This is a genomic window from Paenibacillus sp. TCA20, from assembly GCF_000732325.1.
Lineage (GTDB): Bacteria > Bacillota > Bacilli > Paenibacillales > Paenibacillaceae > Paenibacillus > Paenibacillus urinalis.
Genome location: NZ_BBIW01000001.1, coordinates 665988 through 687032, shown reverse-complemented (window position 1 = coordinate 687032; position 21045 = coordinate 665988). Strand labels below are relative to the sequence as shown.

Here is a 21045-nt window from a genome sequence, read left to right as displayed (position 1 = left end):
CATGATTGAATTTCGTGAAATGGTAATAGAAGATTACGAAGAGAGCTTCGCTCTCTGGAATAAGACGGAAGGGATGGGACTCAGTAGTGCGGATTCCAGAGAGTCGATACAGCTGTACCTCGAACGGAATCAAGGCTTCAGTCAGGTAGCGGTCTACAGTGGAAGGGTCATAGGAACACTGCTCTCCGGTCATGACGGAAGAAGAGGATATCTGTATCATCTGGCAGTGGAGCCTGAATTTCGGGGACAGTCCATTGCCAAAAATTTAGTCCGCCATGCTATAGCATTACTGCGGGAAGCAGGCATACAGCGTGCGCATATTATGGTGCTTGACTCGAATGAGACGGGAAAGGCATTCTGGTCTCGGATGGGCTGGACCGGGCGTGACGATGTTCTTCTTCGTTCCTCTGACACGGATGTAGAATAATGCTGCTGACAGGAGGCCTGCAGTATGAATCGATCGGATTTACATAGTTGTTTGTTTGCCATAGCACTAGAAAAGTCAGAGAGCATAAAGAATCATGTAACTGATGTAAAAGCAATTGCTGTTACAGGCTCCGTGGCTTCCGGGATTGTCTATCCTTCATCAGATATTGATATTATCGCCTATGTAGAAGGGTCTATTTCTGATTCGTTAAGGCAGTATGTAGAACAAGATCTTCAGATCAGCCAGGGCAAGATCATAGCTATAACGGAGGAGGCCCTGGCCGTCAATTATTGGTTACAACAGACCAAATGTGAGGTCGTATATTTCTCAGAAAGACTTGCTTGTCGTAAGCTGGATTCATTGCTAAAAGATTATGATATTAGCTTGAACACCCATACGGTTGCGACTGGCATCCTTAAGGCAAGAACATTATATGATCCAGCAGGCTTGATCAGTGGCTGGAAAGATAGACTGAGTCAATATCCTGATGAGCTTGCTACTTCATTAATTAAAGCTAATCTCGATTTTTTCCCCGAGCCAGTGCTTAAAGCATCCTATATGGAACGAAGTGATCATTTATACGTAATAGAAGGGAAGCTTCGAAACCAAGATAAGCTGCTGTCCATTTTATGCGGTTTAAACCGAATGTATCATCCGGGGAAGTGGAAAAGTGTGGGGCAAATTTATGAGCAGATGAGCATCAAACCAATAAACTTGGAACATCGGATGAATATGGTGTGGCAGCTGCCTATGGAAGAGTCCATTGAGCTGCTGTCGGAGCTCATCTACGAAACATTGGATTTAATTAGACTACAAATGCCCGATATAGATATAACAAGCATTATTAATGAGTACCAGAGGTTCTGGTAATGGCAGCTTCATGATAAAATGGAGTTATCGCCTATGCGGTTATCCAGTAGATCATTGACGGCAAAGTTCAGCAAAGAGCTCCTCTAACTTAAGCAGTGAAAAGGAGGGTGCCTATGGATGTGGAGAATCTTGTGGTGTTCAGCTTTGTTGGGGTTGTATTTATCATTCTAGGACTATTCATGCGAATCAGACCTCCTAAACGAATGAACCACATTTATGGTTACCGGACGAATCGTTCGATGAAGAGTGAACGCATGTGGAAGGAAGCTAATCGTTATAGTGCAGCCTGGATGGTCGGAATAGGTCTCTTCTATATTATTATCGGTTTATTTGTATCCAGGTTTGTTCGCGGTATGGAGGGCTTTGGCATTCTGGTCGGACTTATGCTGATGTTCAATCTGCTCCTGTTTGTGGTCGTCGAACGCAGACTGAAGGAAATGGAAGATCGAACCTACTAAAGGGAGGAACAACATGTCAGTTACGACGATATATATCGTAAGGCACGGACAAACGGAATGGAACGTACTGGGCAAGATGCAGGGACATCAAGATTCTCCGCTAACGGATCTTGGTATTCGTCAAGCTAGGTGGCTTGGTGAAGCGCTCGATGAGAAGCCAATTGATGCAATCTACACAAGCTCTAGCGGCAGAGCAGTTCATACTGCAGAGCTGATCCGCTGCAGCCGGGACATACCCGTGACCTTAACGGATAACTTGAGGGAAATGAATCTGGGGCTATGGGAAGGCCGGACCGGAGACGAGCTGAAATTAGAGGAGCCGGTGAAGTATCAGCAATATTGGGAGGAACCGGAATTGTTCGCTGCAGACGGTGGAGAAACCTACATCGAAACGATGACCAGAGCGCAGCAAGAACTGAAGCATATTCTTAACGTAAATCGGGGAAAGTCGGTGCTTATCGTAACGCACACAGTCGTGGTTAAACTACTGATGACATGGATCGAGCAACGCTCGCTTGATACGTTATGGGATTTGCCTTATATTCATCCTGCTTCCTTGTGCAAGATTGTATTTAATGAAGAGAACAAGCCGGAAGTTGTGCTTCATGCGGATATTTCACATTATCCTGAGACCGCCGGAATGAATGGTACCTAGTTAAAGGAGCAGATGCAATAGTGCACTGCTTCTTTTTATTTTGTATCTCAAGGTATTATGAAATTGATTCAAGCAATTACATAAAAAAATAAAAATAAATTTTTGAAAAATCAAACTATTCCCTGATCAGGCTTGTTATTATATTTACGAATGTCTTTTACTGTAGGCATGGATAGAACGGGTTTGAGAGAAGCTATGTATGTTGTGGAACAAACGGACACCGATTTTCATTCAGTCGCTTTGTATTTAAGGAGGAATAGTGATGATGATATCCTATGAACATGAATCGATTCAATATCACACAACAACAGGGGGAATAATCATTCACGAAGGCAAAGTGTTGCTGCAAAGAGAACGAAACCAGCCTTATTGGTTTTTGCCTGGAGGCAGCGTAGAGGCTGAGGATTCTCCGGAGTACACGATTGGTAAGATGATATATGATTGGCTTGGTGTGCCTGTCATCAGTGAACAGCAGGTATGGCTGATCGAGAATATAATTGAATTGCCGATCTCGCCGACGATACAAATTCATGAGTCAGGAATGTTTTTCCTTTTAGAGCTTCCCCTTCAGCATCCAATCTTCAAGAAAACATGCGAGTTTGCAGGAACGAACAAAGATTACGTGTATAAATGGATTCCGCTGAATGAATTAGAGCGGCATTGGGTTGTACCTGAATTTGTTGTTCCTGAGTTGAAAGATATTAATACTGCCAATGGCATCAAACATATCGTGAGCTGAGCGAAGTATGAAGAACAGTGGCCTAGACTTGAATCGTATTATATTTATTGGGCGTTCATATGAAGAATATGAACACATGTTTCAAATTTCTAACGATGACATTGTATCAAAGCGTATTTTGGATTGTCCAGGCGGAGCTTGTTCCTTTACGGCTGTTGCCAATCAACGTGGAGGTAAGGCGAAATCCGTGGACATTGCCTATGCTTATTCATGGGATATCCTGTATGCCAAAGGCAAAGAAGATATCAAACATGCGATGGAGCAAATGTCTAAGGCTCAGGATCAGTACAAATGGAATTATTTTTCTAATTTGGCCGATCTCTTAGACCATCGAACCCATGCTCTTGACTTAAGTACAACAGATAGGCGAGCAAATCCAGAGAATTACATAGAGGCGGCACTTCCTCAGTTACCCTTTCAAGATAAGCAGTTTGATCTGATATTAAGTGCACATTTTTTGTTCATGTATGGTGAGCGTTTGTCTCTTCAATTTCATCTAGATACATTACAAGAGATGATGAGAGTGGCTGAAGAGGAAATTCGGATTTATCCCATTATTCAGCTGGATGGAAGGAGATATCCATTACTAGATGAAGTCCTTTCATATGTAGATAGAGAAGGATGGGCGAGTGAGCTAGTTAATGTATCTTACGAATTTCAGCGTGGAGCGAACCAAATGCTTAAATTATCTAGGTGATAGGTTATATAAGGACACTTGAGTTCAATAACTTCTGGAACTTAGGTGTTCTTTTTTGCATCCAGGGCCGTAAGAAGGTATTGTAGATAATAACGCGCGTTAGGGAATCATATGGAGGGAAATATGGCGAAGCAAAAGTATTATGTGGTATGGGAAGGAAAAACACCCGGGATCTATACCAGCTGGCCAGCATGCCAGCAGCAGGTGAACGGAGTGACCGGTGCAAAATATAAAGCTTTTGAATCCAGAGCAGAGGCTGAAAAAGCTTATGCCAGCGGATGGAAAGGCATATGGGGAAACACCGCAGGCAAATCTCAAGGCAGTGGCTTCCATAAGGGAGCATCCGCTTCGATATCTGCCTCTGAAATCGATTACGATAGTATTTCTGTGGACGTAGGAACAAGAGGCAATCCCGGACCGATGGAGTATAAGGGTGTAGACACCCGGACAGGAGATGTCTTGTTTAGTGTGGGGCCTATTCCGAATGGGACCAATAATATTGGAGAGTTCCTCGCCATTGTACATGCTCTGGCGTATTTACAGCAGCAGGGCAGCAGCAAGACCATTTACAGTGATTCTGTGAATGCAATGAAGTGGGTCAGACAGAAGAAGGCGGCAACGACCTTGAAGCGGGATGCTTCCACCCAGCAGATTTGGGATATGATTGATCGGGCAGAGAAATGGCTTGCCACCCATACTTACAATAATAAAATATTAAAGTGGGAAACCAAAGCATGGGGAGAAATCAAGGCTGATTACGGGAGAAAATAAACATGCTGCATTTGCCTTGCACCTCGCGATAACAAGCGAAAATTGTACTTAACACACACAACAACACAGCAGCGATGGAGGATGTTACAACCATGACCTATAGAGTAGTATTTTTTGATATCGATGGAACATTAGTCAATGATGAGAAAGTAATTCCACAAGATACGATCGAGGCGATCAACGAATTGAAGGCAAAAGGGACTGACGTCTTTATTGCTACCGGAAGAGCACCGTATTATTTTACAAAATACATGTCCCAGCTGGGTATTGATTCTTTCATAAGTCTTAATGGTTCTTATGTTGTCTATAAAGGCGAGATGATATATTCGCATCCTATACACACGAACACACTTGAGAGATTGGAGAACAGCGCTCTGTCGTACAATCATCCCATTGTCATGCAGGGAGCTGAGGCTGGATTCTCCAATATGGAGCTTCACGAGTTCATAGCGGCGTCCTTCCAAACGCTTCAAGTTGAAGTACCGGGTTACAAGACGGGTTACTGGAAGGAAGCTCCAATCTACCAAGCACTCCTGTACTGCCAGGAGCATGAAGAGCATCTGTACACGGCGAAGGAAGCGGGTTATGACGATCTTCATTTTGTTAGATGGCATAAGTATGCAATGGATGTTATTCCGGCAGGTGGCTCAAAGGCTAAGGGAATTGAGGCGGTCCTTAAGCATATCGGACGATCCAAGGATGAGGTTGTTGCTTTTGGCGATGGCTTGAATGATGTGGAAATGCTGTCTTATGTCGGACTTGGGATTGCTATGGGAAATGCGAATGATGAGGTTAAATCCTATGCGAACCATGTGACAAGCTCGGTAGACGAGAAGGGCATTCGCAGAGGCCTGGAGCATGCAGGGTTGCTTTAATCTAACCTTATTATGTTGAAGTGAGCAGAAGATGGATCCGAACAAGGATCCGTCTTTTTTTGTATTTTCTTTCACGTGAAAAATCATTATTGCTATTTATTTCAGGTTACACAAGTCTTATGAGCAAACTCTATTTCATTACAACATGACAGCAGGTGTGTTTGCGTTTTTACTAAAAAATTTACATACAAGGGGAGAACCATTACATGAAAAAGTGGATATATATGTTATTATTGTTGGTAACCTTATTCCTGTTCTTATGGGATTGGATTGATCGCCCGCGTCCGTTCGACGATGCTGCAATGGTGAGCAAGCTAACCGAAGCTCAAGCCGGAGATCGCATTGAATTAGAAGAACTAACCCCATTTTCTTGGGAAGAGCTGTACATATTCGGTCCTTATCTAGATCCTTTGTCAATTGATGTTCGTAATATGGATGAAGTGCCTGATGGTATTCAATATTTAGACTCCATGACACTACTCGTCTTTGTCCGTAATAACACAGCAATACGTTATATCGAGCTGCCACGTTCAGCCGGGGACTTTGAGACGGGCTTGTATGAGCAAGCCATCAAGCAGAAGAATGCGGTATTTATACAGAATGAAGATTCTAAGCTGTGGAAGCTGGATGATTAGATTATCTCGAGAAGGAGGATGACTATGTTCTACGTCAACGCAAGAGCTTTTGTTGAGCGGGACAGCAAGCAAGGAACTGAGCTTGTTATTCAGAGCCGGAACAAACCGGGGCAGGAATGTCTTGAACTCCCTGGAGGCAGAATCGAGCTGTACGAACCGATATATCAAGCGCTGATCAGAGAAGTGGAAGAGGAGACAGGACTTAAGGTGACTCGCATTGAGGGCGCTTCCAAGCGAATCGACACGACCGGTATTAACCCTGACTTTGAAGTAGAGGTTGTTGAGCCCTTCTGTGCTCATCAAACAACAAAGGGCCCTATTGATTCGATAGGAATGTATTTTATATGCAAAGCGGAAGGAAAACTCCTCGAAGCAGGAGATGAATCGCTGAACCCGGCCTGGGTCAACGTAAAGCATATAGCCTCCATGATGGAGCAGAATCCTCTTCAGTTTTCGGATATCGACCGGGCAGCCTTGATGTTCTATCTGAAGCATAGAGTCGTTCGTGATTGACTGACGACTAAATCTGATCGATTTTTATTTATTGTGCTTTGCTTTTCTGACACGGGCAGGGAAGCGATGCCGATCTTTCTTTAGCTGTTCAATAAGATGCTTATCCGTCTTATGTGTCTGATTCCTTTTTCCTTCCTTACTCCAGATCTTGCTGTGCATAAACCAAGTAATCAACCCAATACACGCGATGAACAAGAAGCTGATCCAGAAACCAGGCCGACTCGTGCTGTGGAACAGTGTTCCTGTTATAGCTAGCAGGATAAGAAGGATGGAGCCGTATCTCTTGATCTGTCCAAATGCAGTAAGCTTTAGAAGCTTACCTGCGGTGATCAAGATAAAAGTCCAATTGAATAAAAGCATCAGGCCAGCGGCCGTCGTAACATATTCGTACAGTGTGCCTGGAAGCAGCAGTGCCAGAACGATGGATGCACATAGTGCCGCTGCAGTCATTCCAAAGGAGTAAACCGGGAAACGCTTCTTCACCTTTTTGGCAAAAAGAGGAGGGGCGTCTTTGTCTTGTGCAAGCGTGATCAGCATGGTCGTTACCGCATATAAGGACGCAACCATCGTAGAGAATCCAGCAACAATCAGAACTCCATTCATGATATGCGGTACATAAGGAAGATTATATGTGTTCAGAGCTTGGATAAAAGGACTTTCCTTTGTACCAAATCCGCGCCAAGGCGCGATGGATACGACTAGGAACAAGGAGATCATGTATATGACCCCCAGCAGAAGGATCATCGTTCTGCCGGCTTTTTGCGCTTCCTTAGGCTCCTGTAATCGGAGGGCCATGAGCCCCATGACCTCAATTCCGCCAAAAGCATAGAATGAAAATAGAAGTGCTGCCCATGCGCCCGTCAAACCGTTAGGGAATAAATCCAGGGCAGATACCGGCATTTGCGGTTCTATGCCCCCCGACAGCCACCCAAATAAGGCTGCAGATCCCAGCACGATGAACATGAGGATCGCCGCGATTTTGATAACGGCTGCTACACTTTCCAGTGGATCAAACAGCTTGTTACCAATGATCACTACAATCAGACCCAATATCGCGAATCCAGCAGCGAACATCCATACCGGAATTTGAGGAAACCAGAAACGGGAGAACAGGGAGAGTGCAGTCAACTGACTGCCCATAATGAGCAGCTCGGAGCACCAATAAGCCCAGCCGCTGCTAAATCCTGCCCAGCGCCCGTAGGCTTTTTTGGCATAAGATCGGAAAGACCCCTGTTCCGGGGACTTGGCAGTCATTTGTGCGAGCACATCGAATACACAGTATGTACCTGCAGCGGCCAGCAGAAAAGTCAGGAGAACTGAAGGACCTCCGATTTCAATGGCAAGTGCGGAGCCGAGAAAATATCCCGTACCAATGGTACAAGCCACTCCAAGCAGAGACAGCTGCCACCATTTGAGGTTTTGCCCGCTCTTGACTTGATCGTTTGCGCTCTCTTTGCAACTGCTCATTTAAGAAGCTTCCTCCTCTGTGTCACATATCTTTTCTCAATCGTGTTTTAATATGGTGTTGATGACGAGAAATGATACATGTATTTGTTTCATGTCTAAATTTCTCGAAATTCGATTGAAAAAATGACCTGAACCAATTGGCAAAATATTGTAATTCGTCTATGATAGAACATAGGCAGGGAAATTCAGTATTTTTCGGGAATGTTGTCGTTAAATCTTATACTGTCAAGAGGTGCGGCATCGTGCAACGGACAACCATGGTACGTATTCTTCTTATAACATACAGTTTGCTGCTTCTATACTTCATGTTTGCAGGCTTTAATCGCTCGGTCCATATCGATTATCGCTATAATATGGTCCCTTTTCATACCATATCGAAATATTTGGCGAATGTGTCAGCACGTAATCTATTAGACACACTTATTAATTTAGTCGGCAATGTCGCCGTGTTCATTCCTTTTGGATATTTAATCCCCGCTGCCTTTCCGAGCAGGTGGAGCTTCATCAAATTTCTATTATTATTTACTGCACTTATTATCGTGCTGGAGACCGCCCAGATGCTGCTCAGAGTTGGAACAGGGGACGTTGATGATCTGTTCTTAAACGTCATAGGCGGATCGATCGGTTATGGAATCTATCGTCTCTTCACAAATGCCGGTATTTAACCGATAAATGTAGTATTTACTTCGTCTTTCTAAACTTCGAAAAATAAAGAACGGATCATGCAACAAATTATGCTAAATCGCGTTTTTAATAGTAGATGATGTAAAAGGTGCAGGATGCTGGTGATATTACAAGACGACCAAAAGGATGTGTGAGAGTTTGAAGAGGATTTTGCTGTTTATGTTGTTTTTTGTAGGGTTGTGGGTGCTTCCTGGTTTAAGTCATGCGGAGGATGGACAAGCGAGTATCTATCTAAATGATAAGAAGCTCGGGGGTTCAGACAGTTCCAAGATTGAGATCATTAACAAATCAGTTATGATTCCAATCCGTATGGTCGCTGAAGAAATGGGATACACAGTCGGTTGGGAGCAGAAGACAGGAACGGTCACAATACAGCAAAATGGCACCGTCATCAAGATGGTCATCAATGACAAGAACGCTCTGGTGGACAACCAGTCGGTTGTTCTTGATAATGCACCTGGCATTAAGAGCAAGACGACGCTTGTGCCGCTGCGCTTCGTTGGAGAACAGTTTGGACTGCATGTGAGCTGGGATAACCAGACGAAGACAGCAAGCTTGAAGCAAATTACCGGTTCAGGAGGAGGAAGTCAGCCTCCAGCAGGATCGGGCAATGCGGGTCAGGGCGAAGAGGGGAATATCGATCAAGGACTGGCACAGATATCCGGGATTAGTTTTAGCGAGAACAGGCTGCTCGTAGCAACTAGCAGCACGGTTACCCCGCGAGTATTTACTATGAGTGGACCGGATCGCATTGTAGTCGATCTTCCGAATACGGAATTTGCTGCAAACTTTGGTAACGATCTTAATGCACAAGCATCGGGCTCCATCCAAGTGACGGATTATCCGATGGTATCACAGATTCGATACGCTCTATTCAGCACAGATCCTTCAACCGTTCGGATCGTAATGGATATGAACGAGACTACCGGATATAAGGTAACACAAGAGGGGACAAGCCTTCTGATCGTCGATCTGAATCACGATACGAATCTTCCAGACCCGGTAATACCGGAGACGCCATTGCCTGAGACACCAGGTACGGGAACAGGTAATAATACAGGTTCAGGCAAAAAAATTGTTGTTCTGGATGCGGGACATGGAGCGCATGATGGGGGAGCAGTTGGAATCACAGGTAAACTTGAAAAAGATTTTACCTTGTCACTTAGCTTAAAGATTGAAGCTCTGCTCCAGAATAACCCGAATATCGAAGTCATCATGACTAGAGATGGTGATACTTATCCGGAGCTTGTGGAGCGGGCCAAGATAGCGAATAATGCGAATGCAGATATTTTCATTTCAGTGCATGCGAATTCGGTGGCGGGATCTCCTTCCGCAAGCGGCACCGAGACTTATTATAAGAAAAGTGAAGATAAAGCACTGGCCGATATTATTCATAAGCATATGAGCAAAGCAACGGGACTTAAGGATCGAAAAGTAAAATCAGCGAATCTGTCCGTACTGCGAAACACAGATATGCCTGCAGCCCTACTCGAGGTCGGTTTCTTATCGAATAAAGCAGAGGAAGCAACCTTATTCAACGAAGATTTCCAGGACAGAGTTGCGAAAAGTATTGTGGACGGAATTAAAGAGTATTTGAAATTATAATTAATATATCCTAGGTTAACAGGAGGCATCTGCTCACGAAGCAGATGCCTCTTTTGCATTTGATGATTTCTTTTACGTTGTTTAATAAAAATGGATTCTATTATTTTCCAGTTTACGATATAATGGGTTGTGATATTGTGGAAAGCGAGGTGTAGTTCGTGGAGCATCATACTTTTTATGAAGAATCATATTGGGGTACAGATGTACGGATCAGACAAACGACACAGGGCTCAGACACACTTGTTGTATTTCTTCCTGGACAGAACTACTCCTGTGAACTACCCGTTCTGCATTATGCTGTTCAGAGCGCAATTGAACAAGGATTGGACGTCTTGTTAATGGAATACGGATTTCAAAGCGCGCGCGTTGCTCTAGAGCGTGAGCAGCGATCTATTCTTGAGGAGGAAGTATTTGAGACCGTACAGCACTACAGTGAAGGTTACGACAAGCTGGTATTTGTAAGCAAGAGTCTGGGAACACTGTTGGCAGGTTATGTCTCACAGCATATTGAAGCTCCGCACCTTTCGCATTTATATCTTACCCCGCTTGACGGTACGCTGGATTACATTCTGCGTTCTTCCGGACTGGTTATTTACGGAACAAAGGATTCATTGTTCAGTGAAGAGAGCAGAGCGAAGCTGGAGGCACATGCCTCGGATCAATTGGATATTATTAAAATTGCAGATGCGGGCCATGGCTTGGAGGTAACAGACGTTCGAAGGTCTGTAGAGCACTTAAGCCAGCTGGCAGGAGCCTATTCGAATTTCTTTGATACGATTAAGAATTCAGCTTATTTATAAATAGAAGTAATGATAAGAGGGAGCAGCCGGAATTCCGGCTGCTCCCTTTGGTAAAGCTAACTCAATGTTCATTAACGTGCTTGATAGCGTTCGTATGCATCTTGGTTGATCTTGATGACCTCTTCGATTCCCATACCCTTAATCGTTTCTACAAACTGATCAAAGTTCGTGAGAGGTTCGTCACCCAAGATGAACTTGGTCATCATTTCATCCAGATAAGTGGTTACCTGACCCATAATCTGCGCTTCTTTTCGAGCCTCTTCCTCTGTTTTGCGCAGCGTTGGAAGTGCCATGGAGTAATCGGCTTCCATCCAGACCTTATTCGCTTCCTGCTGCTGCTCAAATGCCATCAGACCATCCAAATAACGTGTATCCTGGTTCATCGGTCCGTCCATAATGGACAGCGCGTAGCCAGCTAGTGCTTGATCATAAGTCAATCCATCCGGATTTTTAAGAATGGTATCGGTAAACTGAATGCTGTCACCCTCGACAGTATAGCTCTCGCCTTCAATACCGAAGTTAAACAGATCGTGACCTTCAGGACTGTAATTGTAGTCCATCCACTGGACGATGGCTTTAATCTTGTCTTCATCCGCAGAAGTTGTAATGGCTTCTCCATACGTAAGGACCTTGGTATCGAAACGGAAGGTACTGCGAGAGATCCCTTCAGTATCTTTAGGCCAAGGAGCTCCAACAAGGTCGAATTCCGGATCATCAGCCATTAGGTTGAGATACTTGGCCATACCGCTGAATACACCACCATAATAGGCTCCTGCTTGATGATTGGTTATTTTATAGTCAAATGCTTTACCGTCATTGGTCATAATTTCAGGATCAATTAAACCTTCCGCATACCATTTCTGCATCGTCTCAAGGAAGTTTTTAAACCCTGGCTGAATTGGACCGTATTCAATCGTATCTCCATTAAGCTGGAAACCGCCCAGGACCCCGAAGGAAGGAGCAAAGTCATACAATTTACTCATATTGCCGGGACCCCAATTCGCTGTGAAGGGAAGCTCATCCTTCTTGCCGTTGCCATTTGGATCTTCTTCCCGGAAAGCCTTCAGCACTGTGTACCATTCATCAATCGTTGTAGGCGTTTTCAAATTGAGCTTCTCAAGCCAGTCTTTACGAAGCACAATACCTGTCGTTGCATTCAGCTTCACTGCATCCGTACGAAGATAGGGGAACATGAAGATGGTTCCGTCATCCAGTGAGATTTGTTTACGGACAACCTCATCCTCTTCAATAATCTTCTTCAAGTTAGGAGCATAGAGATCAATATATTCATTCAGCTTGATAATTCTGCCGTCTGCGAGCAGCTTCTCTGGTCCTCCTGATACGTCTGCCCAGTTGTAATAGATTACGTCAGGCAGCTCATTTCCTGTAACGAGCAGGTTGAACTGGTCCTTTTGCTGTCCAAGTGGTGGATGCGTGAAGTTAACTTTGATGCCGGTTCTTTTCTCTTTCTCCTGATAAGCCTTCACATCCGTGAATCCGTTGCCTGAAGCAATCTTGGCATCATTGGCACGCCAATAGTTAATTGTCATCGGCTCTTCAACAATCGGAAGCGGTATTTCCGTAATCGCTTGCTCGCCTTCCTCCGGTGCAGGGCCCTCTGCACTCTCGGACCCTCCGCAGCCGGCTAACAGTCCCGTAGTCATCACCGCAGTTAACATTAAGGACAAGAACTTTTTCATATGAACCCTCCTTGATTATCTATAGATTAAAGCGGGCAGCAAATAGGCTAGGAGTATGCGCCAGCTTTATTCTTTAATGGCTCCGATGAGTGCTCCTTGCACAAAATATTTCTGGATGAAAGGATAGATCATCAGAATAGGAAGTGTAGAAATAATAATCGTTGCATACTTGATATTCTCACCGATTGCAAATCCGGTATCGTTGGCAGAACCCATGGCTTCCGTGCTGTTACTGAGCAAAATATCCCTCAGCACAATTTGAATCGGATACAGCTCCTGTGATCTTAGATAGAGAAGCGGACCCATAAAATCATTCCAGTGGTCTACCGCATAATACAGGGTCATTACAGCAAGGATCGGTTTAGATAAGGGAACGACAATTTGCAGAAGAATTCTGAAGTCATTTGCTCCGTCAATTTTGGCGGATTCGATCAGTCCAAGCGGAATGTTCATAAAATTCGTACGCATGATGATAAAGTTGAACGTATTAATCGCTGCGGGAAGGATCATTGCCCATCTTGTATCCAGCAGACCTAAATTTTGAACAAGCAGGAAGGTTGGAATCATTCCGCCGCTGAAAAACATAGTGAATGTAATCAGCTTCATGAAGAAGCTGCGTCCGTATAAGTCAGGTCTCGACAGCGCATAAGCTGCGAGTGTTGTCATCACCAGGTTAAGGGCGGTACCGACAATTACATAGAACAATGTATTTAAATAACCGCTATAGATCTTGGGATTCTGGAAGACTTTAGTGTAGGCCTCAAAAGATAAGCCTTCAGGAATCAGCATAAGTGAGCGGCTGGCAAGCAGCTGTTCTGGATCACTAATGGAAGAGTTGAAGATGTAGAGCATCGGATAAGCGCACAGCAGCATAATCAGAATGAGCAAGATATAGTTGATGCTGTCAAATATATGTTCTCCAAATGATTTTTTCATCGTATGCACACCTCTCTACCACAGACTGGTTTCATTAGCTTTGCGGCTGATATAGTTCGCGCCGAGCAAGAGGGCAAAGTTAATGATTGAGTTAAACAAACCTATAGCAGTGGAGTAGGCTTGATCCCCAAGCAGCATCCCTTGTCTGTAAACAAACGTCGATATAACATCAGAGGTCTCATAAGTGGCTGCCGTCTGCATTAATAGAATTTTCTGAAAGTCCGCATTCATAATGCTGCCCATACGCAGGATGAGGAGCACGACAATGGTTGGCATAATACCTGGCAGCGTGATGTGCAGGAGCTGTCTCCAGCGGTTGGCACCGTCCATCTTGGCTGCTTCATACAGCTGAGAGTTGATTCCGGCTAGTGCTGCAAGGAAGAGAATCGATGCCCATCCTGCGCCCTGCCATACATTAGACAGAATGTACAATGGTCTGAACATGTCCTTATCTGTGAAGAACATAATAGGTTCAAAACCAAAGAAGCCGCGGATGATGTTAAATAAGCCGCCGTCCAGAGAGGAGAAGGTCTTGAGCATACCAACGACAACGACAACGGATATGAAGTGAGGTAAATAACTGACCGTCTGCACTGCACTCTTGAAGTAGCGATTACGAACCTCATTCAGTAACAGTGCAAGAATAATCGGAGCGGGGAAACCGATCACCAGACTTAGTACGCTCAGGATCAAGGTGTTGCCCATCAGTCTCCAAAAATTATAGCTCTCAAAAAACATCGTGAAATTCTCAAATCCAATCCAATTACCGCCCATGATCCCTTTAGCAGGACTATAGCCGCTCTGGAAGGACAGCAGGATTCCGTACATAGGTCCGTAACAGAAAATAAGGTAGAACAAGAGAACGGGAACAAGCATCAGATATACATATTTGTTACGTATAATCTCTCTTTTTAAAAAGTGAAACTTGCTCTTGGTTTGTACGGTTTGTTTCACCGCCAAGGGATTGTTCATTCCCATGGTTCAATTCCTCCCCTAGTAATGTACGACATCAAACACAAATGAACCTTAATGAACAGGCTCGATGTAAATAGATACTAAATTCAAGCGCTTACATTGTCAATATTTTGTTTTAAATAAACTTAATGTAAATATTTGCGGGATCGTCTGAAATGAGCGTAATATTCTACTATTTAAGGAATTGAGGTGTTTCTCAGAGAAAAAGTGGCTGCAAAAAAGTGATATATGAGCAAAATTGTGTTCTTGAGAATTTATATTCATAACTCTCAAATGATGAACGTTGATTCGGTATATGCTTGTTTAAAATAAATGCTAGCATGATGCCGCATATAAAGACGTATAAAAAGAGAGCGCCGATGACCTGTGTCGGTCATGACGCTCTCTATCACTTCACTAGCTGATTATCGATTAAGCATGGCCTCGTGCAGCTGCTGCATGGCCTCTTCCAGCATGCTTCGAGGACAAGCCACATTCATTCGCATAAAGCCTTCGCCTTCCTTGCCAAAGTCTGTTCCGCTGCTAAACACGAGTCCCGCCTTCGTCACGAGGAAGTCAAACAGCTCCTTGTGCTCCATTCCTAAACTGCGGAAATCAATCCATAGCAAATACGTAGCTTCCGGCATGGAAACCTGGCATTCTGGAATGTTCGTCTTAAAGTAGTTGATCACGTATTCAAGGTTTCCATGGATATATTCAAGTGTGCTCTCAAGCCAGGGCTCGCCTTCCCGGTAAGCAGCTTCTGTAGCGGCAATTCCGAAGAGATTCATGGAGCCCATCGAACGTTTATCAATCATATTCTTGAATTTCAAACGCAGCTCTTTGTTGGCAATTACCACACTGGACGTATGCAGACCTGCGATATTGAAGGTCTTGCTGGCAGCAGTGCAGATGATCGAGTGCATCTTGGCTTCTTCAGATAGTACAGCATAGGGGATATGCTTCCCTGATTCAAATACGAGATCGGAATGAATCTCATCCGAGATCACGATAATATCGTGCTTCACCGCGATCTCCATCACGGCATTCAGTTCTTCACGACTCCATACCCGGCCTACGGGGTTATGCGGGCTGCATAGAACGATCAGCTTGACTCCATCCTGTGAGGCAGCCTGTTCGAGATGCGTAAGATCCATTCTATACTCACCCTGCTCGTGAATCAGCGGATTCTCTACCAGCTCTCTGCCATGTGTTTTGGCAAGTTTATGGAAAGGACCGTATACTGGAGGCTGTATAATAATTTTGTCGCCTGGTTCAGTAAAGGCTTCAACCGCTATATTCAGAGCCGGGACAATACCGGGTGTATATACGAGCCATTCCGGTTCAATTTTCCAGCTATGTCGCTTGTCCATCCAGGCAGCAATAGCTTCATTAAATGATGGAGCAGGCATAGCATATCCAAGTATGCCATGATCTACGATATTGCGAAGCGCCTTGAGCACAGGCTCAGGTGCAGTAAAGTCCATATCGGCAACCCATAGCGGGATGGCATCGGGTGCGCTGAAGAGGGGCTGAAGACCGTTCCATTTGACAGAGCTTGAATTCTTACGATCTATTCTTTGATCGAGTGGATGATTCGTATCCTTGTTTTGCATGTGGTTGTACCTGCTTTCTCCAAAACGGTTTGATTGTATATGTAACGATTAAAGGATATGGGTGTCCAGTTGTGAATATTATCTAATAAACAGCGGGCTAACGCAATGTGACAGGAGAGTTGTTCATGAAGTCTAAGAAAATTGTATTTACCGGCGGGGGATCTACGGGTCATGTCACGGTTAATCTGGCGCTGATTCCGTATTACCAGGAACAAGGCTACAGTGTTCATTATATTGGTTCAAGACAAGGGATTGAAGCTGAGCTGATCGGCAGAATGGAAGGTGTGAAATACAAGGGAATCGCGACAGGGAAGCTTCGCCGATACTTCAGTGTCGAGATTGCAAAAGATTCCTTACGTGTGCTCAAGGGTGTAAGAGAAGCCTATCAATATTTGAAGAAAATCAAGCCTGGGGTCGTGTTCTCCAAAGGGGGATTCGTATCCGTACCCGTGGTGCTTGCTGCGCGGATACTGCGTATTCCTCTTGTCATTCACGAATCGGATCTCACTCCGGGGCTTGCTAACCGCATTGCACTTCCCTGGGCAGATTATGTATGCACGACCTTTCAGGAAGCAGCAACGCAGCTTAGAAGATCAAATGTCGTTCATGTAGGGGCTATGATAAGACAGGAGCTGAGAGAAGGTAATCGTCAGCGCGGGAGAAGCCGGCTCGGTTTCTCTGATGATAAGCCCGTACTGCTCTTTATGGGAGGAAGCTTGGGCGCGAAGAACTTGAATGAAGCTCTATACCATATCATTCCTGATTTAATCCCTGATTATCAAATTATTCATATTTGCGGTAAAGGACAGCAGACGGGGGCTCCAGTCACTGAAGGATATCACGTGTTTGAATATGTGCAGGAGGAACTGCCTGATCTGATGGCGGCAGCGGATTTGGTCATTTCGAGAGCCGGTTCGAATTCTATCTTCGAATTTCTGGCGCTTCATAAGCCGATGCTCCTGATCCCTCTTTCCGATAAAGTCAGCCGCGGAGATCAGATCATTAACGCTCGGTCGTTTGAGGCTTCAGGTTATGCCCGTGTCTTACTTGCTGAGGATCTGACGGCATCCAGTTTGCTGAATGCCATCCATGATCTTGATCGGAACCAAGAGAAATACATTCAGAATATGCGTGCTTATCGTACATCCGATGCGATGACGAATATAATTAAGGTGATTCAGCAGGCAGAAGTAAAATAAAAGCAGGAACCTCGCACTTTTTGACGAATATCCACTCTTACAAGATTGATTAATGACTGAATTCTCTAGAAGAGGAGATGAAAGCCGTGAATAGAGTGCAGAAGAATTCGTTGATTGCTTCATTTCATGAATGGCATGATTGGATCCGCAGATGGAGCATGCAGCAGAATGCACCTTGGGATCAGCCGATTGCAGAAGGCAAGTGGACCGCTCGTGAGATGGTGTGTCATATGATGAGATGGGACCGTTATTTTTGGGAGGGCGCGATATCCATCATTGCGTCGGGGGAGAAGGAGCAGATTCAGATTCAGCATCTGGACTATGATTTGTTTAATGAAGCTGCGCGTGAATATGCCCGTAAGATATCAACAGAGGAGCTAATGCAGGAAACGCTGAAATATAGAGAGCTGATCATTAGAAGCTTATACGAGCTTGTGGATGAAGATTGGTCTTATCCCTATAAAGGGCTGGACGGTAACCCCTTTACATTACAGAGTTATGTAGAGGATTTTATATGGCATGACAGGCATCATATGAAACAGCTTGAATCGATGCAGCAGCTTGAGGCATAACACGGTTTAGATTACATCGGAGGGATACGGGATTATGATTCTTGAAAGTGCAATGCTATACATCAGAGCAGGATTAGAGAGCGATTTTGAACAGGATTTTGCCAAAGCTTCCGCTATTATTTCCAGCATGTCGGGTTATCTCGGTCATGAATTGTATAAATGTATGGAGTCGGATCATCAATATCTATTACATGTCAGATGGAACAGCCTTGAGGATCATACGATCGGATTCAGAGGGTCCGCTGAATATCTAGAGTGGAAACAGCTGCTTCATCATTATTACGAGCCTTTTCCAGTGGTGGAGCATTTCCAGAGAGTTAATTTGAACCAAGTATAAAATGGAAGATGGCGGCTTACATCAAGGGGGAACCGTTTTGAAGAGCAACTTGGATATCAACATTCGCGGGCTGCAACCGAACGAGCCGATTCCGTATTCCATGCTGTTATTAGCCGATCCGTCACGGACTGTGGTGGATACATATATTGACCGCGGCCAAGTATACGTTGCTGTAATCGTTCAGACAATCGTTGGTGTAATGGTTCTGCTGGATACGAGACCGGGTACGATCGAGATTGTGAATATTGCTGTTGCAGAAGAGTGGCAGAGCAGAGGTATTGGCAAAGCCTTGCTTCAGCATGCGGTATTTCAAGGCAGGCAGCAAGGGGCGTCTACGCTTGAGATTGGAACTGGAAATTCGAGTCTCACTCAATTAGGTCTCTACCAGCGTATGGGTTTCCGAATGACGGGTATTGACCGTGATTTCTTCACTAGGCACTATGAGGAGAAGATTGTGGAGAACGGCATTCCCTGTGTGGATATGATCCGGCTGGCGATGGAGCTGTAGTTACGAAGTTATCCAGTAATAAGAATAAAGCGGCAGCGAAAAAGAGCCGTCCCAGTTTGATATGCTCCCCTTAGGTAGACAGGTGAAATAATAAAACCTGTTTACCTAAAGGGGAGTTTTTCATGTCCAAAGTAAATGAGTTCTGACTAGATTAATTGAATCCTTTGGCAAGGATGTCTTCCGTCTTGATCAATTGAACAAAACGTCCACCCAGCATTTGATTATGGTGCTTGATGATATCTGCGGCAGGAAGGACTTTACTGTCAAATGTGCTGTGTGCATCGGAGATCAGCACATTATGATGATAGCCTAGACTGTATGCGCCACGTGACGTGGTATCTAGACAGAATTCAGTCTGCATTCCGCAAATAACGAGTTTTTGAATGTTCAGTTCTTGAAGCTTATTTAAGAGCTCTGTTTGATAGAAGGCGTCCCAGCTGGATTTTCTGACCACACTTTCATTCGGCTGGGGGGCAATGCTTGGATGAATGTGCCAGGTTGGTTTGCCTTCGCTAAATTCGTCATCTGATTTACTAGTATGCTGTATATAGATGACAGGCAATCCGTCCTCACGGGCTTTTTGAAGGAGACGCTGGATATTGTTCAGCACTTGTTCTCCATTATGTAAGGGGAGTTCGGGATCAGCAAACATGGCATTCTGGACATCAACGATCATTAAGGCGGTGGAAGTCATCAGTTACTCTCTCCTTTGGTGTCAATGAATAATCATTATTCAAGAATATAACAAAGCGCATAATATGGGAAGAAAAAAAGCCTCCTTCTCTAAATGAGAACAAGGCTCTGTGGATTAAAAATCCGGTATGACGATTTCGACTTCTTTTTTGGCAGCAGAAGAACGCAGCACTCCATCAATAATCGCCTGATTGTATAGGATTTGCTCGCCTGGAATGGGCGCAGGCAGTCGTTTCTGGATCGCCTCCGCGTAATCAAACACTTTGGCATGGAACAGGTTGATCTGGTGATGCTGTATTGGAATCGGGCTCTCTGTATGATGGCCGGCGATATCGTGATACAAGGTCATGCTGCCGACACGTCCTTCCCAGCCGCCACTCCAGGGCCCGCTCCCGGCTGGTGTCACTTTAAGCCCGGCGTCCGTCCCGAGAAACATTGTAGGGCCTAGAGTGTCCATATGCATAGCCCAGGAAATTTTGTAGCTGAGCAGAATATCGCCTTCAAGTCTAACCATGGCTGCACCAAAATCCTCAACGTTAAAGATGTGGGACTCCGGATGATATTTGGGGTTCGTGCCAAAATAATTGGAGGTGTAAGCTGACACGGTCAGCGGCTTAGGGTACCCGAGAGCATGAAGGACCATATCAAGCGAATAGCAGCCAATATCGGCCATGGCTCCTGCTCCGGCCAGATCCTTTCGTATGAAGGTACCGCCCGGCATCCCACGTCTTCTGCCGCCGCCCGCTTCGGCATAATACACTTTACCAAGCTGACCGTCCTGTATCAGGCTGCGAATCGCTTGCATATTAGGGTCATAACGAGGCTGGAACCCGACGGACAGCATTTTTCCCGTGCGCTGTGCGGTTTCCACCATTTCAATACCTTGGTCTAGTGTGACCGACATTGGCTTCTCTACCATGACATGCTTGCCCGCATTTAATGCGTCAATAGTAATGCTGTGATGCGAAAAATTAGGTGTGCATATGCTGACTCCGTCAAGATCCAGCTCGAGCAGATGCTGATGATCGTCGAAAGCCTTTGCTGTTGGAAGGTTGGTCTGTTCAATAAACAGTGCGGCTTTTCCAGGGATAATATCGGCTACGGCTACTACTTCAACATAATCAAGCTGTTTATAGGCTTCTGCGTGGGCTCTGGCAATTCCGCCGCTCCCAATAATGCCTATTTTAATTATACGATTCAAGCATCATTCCTCCTTTATGCTCCTTACCACCACGAAACGAATTGAAACCTAATCTGGATGTTTACAATAAAAATCCTTGCTAATTCGCTGCTATTATTTATTTGCAGTGAGTAATGGATGTCAATAAATTGGT

General features: G+C 44.8%; 24 protein-coding genes. 17 read left to right on the top strand and 7 right to left on the bottom strand.

The window, feature by feature from the left end; translation table 11 throughout:
* The first annotated feature begins 1 nt into the window (after position 1).
* From TCA2_RS03210 to TCA2_RS03165, 10 genes are all read left to right on the top strand, one after another.
* A complete protein-coding gene (locus tag TCA2_RS03210) occupies positions 2–427 on the top strand; it encodes a GNAT family N-acetyltransferase (protein ID WP_047910075.1) in 426 nt (141 codons plus the stop codon).
* A gap of 24 nt (positions 428–451) precedes the next feature.
* Positions 452–1297 (top strand): nucleotidyltransferase domain-containing protein, encoded by an 846-nt coding sequence (locus TCA2_RS03205; protein WP_047910074.1) that lies wholly within the window; start codon positions 452–454, stop codon positions 1295–1297.
* Positions 1298–1410: 113 nt separating this feature from the next.
* Entirely contained in the window at positions 1411–1755 is a 345-nt protein-coding gene (locus TCA2_RS03200) for an SdpI family protein (protein WP_047910073.1), read from the top strand.
* 13 nt (positions 1756–1768) lie between these two features.
* A complete protein-coding gene (locus TCA2_RS03195; protein WP_047910072.1) occupies positions 1769–2410 on the top strand; it encodes a histidine phosphatase family protein in 642 nt (213 codons plus the stop codon).
* 262 nt (positions 2411–2672) lie between these two features.
* On the top strand, positions 2673–3149 hold the full coding sequence (locus TCA2_RS27070; protein WP_047910071.1) for an NUDIX domain-containing protein: 477 nt from the start codon (positions 2673–2675) through the stop codon (positions 3147–3149).
* Positions 3150–3225: 76 nt separating this feature from the next.
* Positions 3226–3846, top strand: coding sequence for a class I SAM-dependent methyltransferase (locus TCA2_RS03185; protein WP_238546266.1), 621 nt, complete (start codon positions 3226–3228; stop codon positions 3844–3846).
* A gap of 123 nt (positions 3847–3969) precedes the next feature.
* Positions 3970–4617 carry a ribonuclease H gene (gene rnhA / locus TCA2_RS03180; protein ID WP_047910069.1) on the top strand — a complete coding sequence of 216 codons (648 nt, stop codon included), beginning with the start codon at positions 3970–3972 and terminating at the stop codon, positions 4615–4617.
* A gap of 92 nt (positions 4618–4709) precedes the next feature.
* Positions 4710–5492 carry a Cof-type HAD-IIB family hydrolase gene (locus TCA2_RS03175; protein WP_047910068.1) on the top strand — a complete coding sequence of 261 codons (783 nt, stop codon included), beginning with the start codon at positions 4710–4712 and terminating at the stop codon, positions 5490–5492.
* 206 nt (positions 5493–5698) lie between these two features.
* A complete protein-coding gene (locus tag TCA2_RS03170; RefSeq protein ID WP_047910067.1) occupies positions 5699–6127 on the top strand; it encodes a hypothetical protein in 429 nt (142 codons plus the stop codon).
* Between the two features lie 24 nt (positions 6128–6151).
* Positions 6152–6640: an NUDIX hydrolase gene (locus TCA2_RS03165; RefSeq protein WP_047910066.1), complete on the top strand. Its 489-nt coding sequence runs from the start codon at positions 6152–6154 to the stop codon at positions 6638–6640.
* 24 nt (positions 6641–6664) lie between these two features.
* Here TCA2_RS03165 and TCA2_RS03160 read toward each other — a convergent pair whose 3' ends face one another.
* Positions 6665–8107, bottom strand: a complete 1443-nt coding sequence (locus tag TCA2_RS03160; RefSeq protein ID WP_047910065.1) for an amino acid permease — start codon at positions 8105–8107, stop codon at positions 6665–6667.
* A gap of 242 nt (positions 8108–8349) precedes the next feature.
* Here TCA2_RS03160 and TCA2_RS03155 point away from each other — a divergent pair, with 242 nt between their 5' ends.
* The 3 genes from TCA2_RS03155 (at position 8350) to TCA2_RS03145 (ending at position 11196) form a co-directional block, all read left to right on the top strand.
* Positions 8350–8772 carry a VanZ family protein gene (locus tag TCA2_RS03155; protein WP_052511700.1) on the top strand — a complete coding sequence of 141 codons (423 nt, stop codon included), beginning with the start codon at positions 8350–8352 and terminating at the stop codon, positions 8770–8772.
* Between the two features lie 157 nt (positions 8773–8929).
* Positions 8930–10396: an N-acetylmuramoyl-L-alanine amidase family protein gene (locus TCA2_RS03150; protein WP_047910064.1), complete on the top strand. Its 1467-nt coding sequence runs from the start codon at positions 8930–8932 to the stop codon at positions 10394–10396.
* 158 nt (positions 10397–10554) lie between these two features.
* Positions 10555–11196, top strand: a complete 642-nt coding sequence (locus tag TCA2_RS03145) for an alpha/beta hydrolase (protein WP_047910063.1) — start codon at positions 10555–10557, stop codon at positions 11194–11196.
* A gap of 71 nt (positions 11197–11267) precedes the next feature.
* On the opposite strand, the gene TCA2_RS03140 is transcribed toward TCA2_RS03145, so the two are convergent.
* From TCA2_RS03140 to TCA2_RS03125, 4 genes are all read right to left on the bottom strand, one after another.
* Positions 11268–12896, bottom strand: coding sequence for an extracellular solute-binding protein (locus TCA2_RS03140; RefSeq protein WP_047910062.1), 1629 nt, complete (start codon positions 12894–12896; stop codon positions 11268–11270).
* A gap of 66 nt (positions 12897–12962) precedes the next feature.
* Positions 12963–13832 (bottom strand): carbohydrate ABC transporter permease, encoded by an 870-nt coding sequence (locus TCA2_RS03135; RefSeq protein WP_047910061.1) that lies wholly within the window; start codon positions 13830–13832, stop codon positions 12963–12965.
* A gap of 15 nt (positions 13833–13847) precedes the next feature.
* Positions 13848–14810, bottom strand: a complete 963-nt coding sequence (locus tag TCA2_RS03130) for a sugar ABC transporter permease (RefSeq protein WP_047910060.1) — start codon at positions 14808–14810, stop codon at positions 13848–13850.
* A 401-nt stretch (positions 14811–15211) separates the two neighbouring features.
* A complete protein-coding gene (locus tag TCA2_RS03125; RefSeq protein WP_047910059.1) occupies positions 15212–16402 on the bottom strand; it encodes a MalY/PatB family protein in 1191 nt (396 codons plus the stop codon).
* Positions 16403–16527: 125 nt separating this feature from the next.
* Here TCA2_RS03125 and TCA2_RS03120 point away from each other — a divergent pair, with 125 nt between their 5' ends.
* From TCA2_RS03120 to TCA2_RS03105, 4 genes are all read left to right on the top strand, one after another.
* Entirely contained in the window at positions 16528–17601 is a 1074-nt protein-coding gene (locus TCA2_RS03120; RefSeq protein ID WP_047910058.1) for an undecaprenyldiphospho-muramoylpentapeptide beta-N-acetylglucosaminyltransferase, read from the top strand.
* Between the two features lie 86 nt (positions 17602–17687).
* The gene (locus TCA2_RS03115; protein ID WP_052511696.1) at positions 17688–18173 is read left to right on the top strand and encodes a DinB family protein; all 486 of its coding nucleotides are present in this window, start codon (positions 17688–17690) and stop codon (positions 18171–18173) included.
* A 34-nt stretch (positions 18174–18207) separates the two neighbouring features.
* Positions 18208–18510: an antibiotic biosynthesis monooxygenase gene (locus tag TCA2_RS03110; RefSeq protein ID WP_047910056.1), complete on the top strand. Its 303-nt coding sequence runs from the start codon at positions 18208–18210 to the stop codon at positions 18508–18510.
* 55 nt (positions 18511–18565) lie between these two features.
* The gene (locus TCA2_RS03105; protein WP_047910245.1) at positions 18566–19018 is read left to right on the top strand and encodes an N-acetyltransferase; all 453 of its coding nucleotides are present in this window, start codon (positions 18566–18568) and stop codon (positions 19016–19018) included.
* Between the two features lie 151 nt (positions 19019–19169).
* Here the strand turns inward: TCA2_RS03105 and TCA2_RS03100 are convergent, their stop codons facing one another.
* Positions 19170–19712 carry a cysteine hydrolase family protein gene (locus tag TCA2_RS03100; RefSeq protein ID WP_047910055.1) on the bottom strand — a complete coding sequence of 181 codons (543 nt, stop codon included), beginning with the start codon at positions 19710–19712 and terminating at the stop codon, positions 19170–19172.
* 114 nt (positions 19713–19826) lie between these two features.
* Complete coding sequence (locus TCA2_RS03095) at positions 19827–20912, bottom strand: Gfo/Idh/MocA family protein (protein WP_047910054.1); 1086 nt, start codon at positions 20910–20912, stop codon at positions 19827–19829.
* Positions 20913–21045 lie beyond the last annotated feature (133 nt).

What these genes read in the sequence shown, in the direction of transcription:
- TCA2_RS03210 (WP_047910075.1), top strand. Translation starts at nt 2, where the DNA reads ATGATTGAATTTCGTGAAATGGTAATAGAAGATTACGAAGAGAGCTTC.
- rnhA (WP_047910069.1), top strand. Translation starts at nt 3,970, where the DNA reads ATGGCGAAGCAAAAGTATTATGTGGTATGGGAAGGAAAAACACCCGGG.
- TCA2_RS03205 (WP_047910074.1), top strand. Translation starts at nt 452, where the DNA reads ATGAATCGATCGGATTTACATAGTTGTTTGTTTGCCATAGCACTAGAA.
- TCA2_RS03160 (WP_047910065.1), bottom strand. Translation starts at nt 8,107, where the DNA reads ATGAGCAGTTGCAAAGAGAGCGCAAACGATCAAGTCAAGAGCGGGCAA.
- TCA2_RS03195 (WP_047910072.1), top strand. Translation starts at nt 1,769, where the DNA reads ATGTCAGTTACGACGATATATATCGTAAGGCACGGACAAACGGAATGG.
- TCA2_RS03120 (WP_047910058.1), top strand. Translation starts at nt 16,528, where the DNA reads ATGAAGTCTAAGAAAATTGTATTTACCGGCGGGGGATCTACGGGTCAT.
- TCA2_RS03130 (WP_047910060.1), bottom strand. Translation starts at nt 14,810, where the DNA reads ATGGGAATGAACAATCCCTTGGCGGTGAAACAAACCGTACAAACCAAG.
- TCA2_RS03140 (WP_047910062.1), bottom strand. Translation starts at nt 12,896, where the DNA reads ATGAAAAAGTTCTTGTCCTTAATGTTAACTGCGGTGATGACTACGGGA.
- TCA2_RS03135 (WP_047910061.1), bottom strand. Translation starts at nt 13,832, where the DNA reads ATGAAAAAATCATTTGGAGAACATATATTTGACAGCATCAACTATATC.
- TCA2_RS03175 (WP_047910068.1), top strand. Translation starts at nt 4,710, where the DNA reads ATGACCTATAGAGTAGTATTTTTTGATATCGATGGAACATTAGTCAAT.
- TCA2_RS03200 (WP_047910073.1), top strand. Translation starts at nt 1,411, where the DNA reads ATGGATGTGGAGAATCTTGTGGTGTTCAGCTTTGTTGGGGTTGTATTT.
- TCA2_RS03185 (WP_238546266.1), top strand. Translation starts at nt 3,226, where the DNA reads ATGTTTCAAATTTCTAACGATGACATTGTATCAAAGCGTATTTTGGAT.
- TCA2_RS03165 (WP_047910066.1), top strand. Translation starts at nt 6,152, where the DNA reads ATGTTCTACGTCAACGCAAGAGCTTTTGTTGAGCGGGACAGCAAGCAA.
- TCA2_RS03100 (WP_047910055.1), bottom strand. Translation starts at nt 19,712, where the DNA reads ATGACTTCCACCGCCTTAATGATCGTTGATGTCCAGAATGCCATGTTT.
- TCA2_RS03125 (WP_047910059.1), bottom strand. Translation starts at nt 16,402, where the DNA reads ATGCAAAACAAGGATACGAATCATCCACTCGATCAAAGAATAGATCGT.
- TCA2_RS03110 (WP_047910056.1), top strand. Translation starts at nt 18,208, where the DNA reads ATGATTCTTGAAAGTGCAATGCTATACATCAGAGCAGGATTAGAGAGC.
- TCA2_RS03170 (WP_047910067.1), top strand. Translation starts at nt 5,699, where the DNA reads ATGAAAAAGTGGATATATATGTTATTATTGTTGGTAACCTTATTCCTG.
- TCA2_RS27070 (WP_047910071.1), top strand. Translation starts at nt 2,673, where the DNA reads ATGATGATATCCTATGAACATGAATCGATTCAATATCACACAACAACA.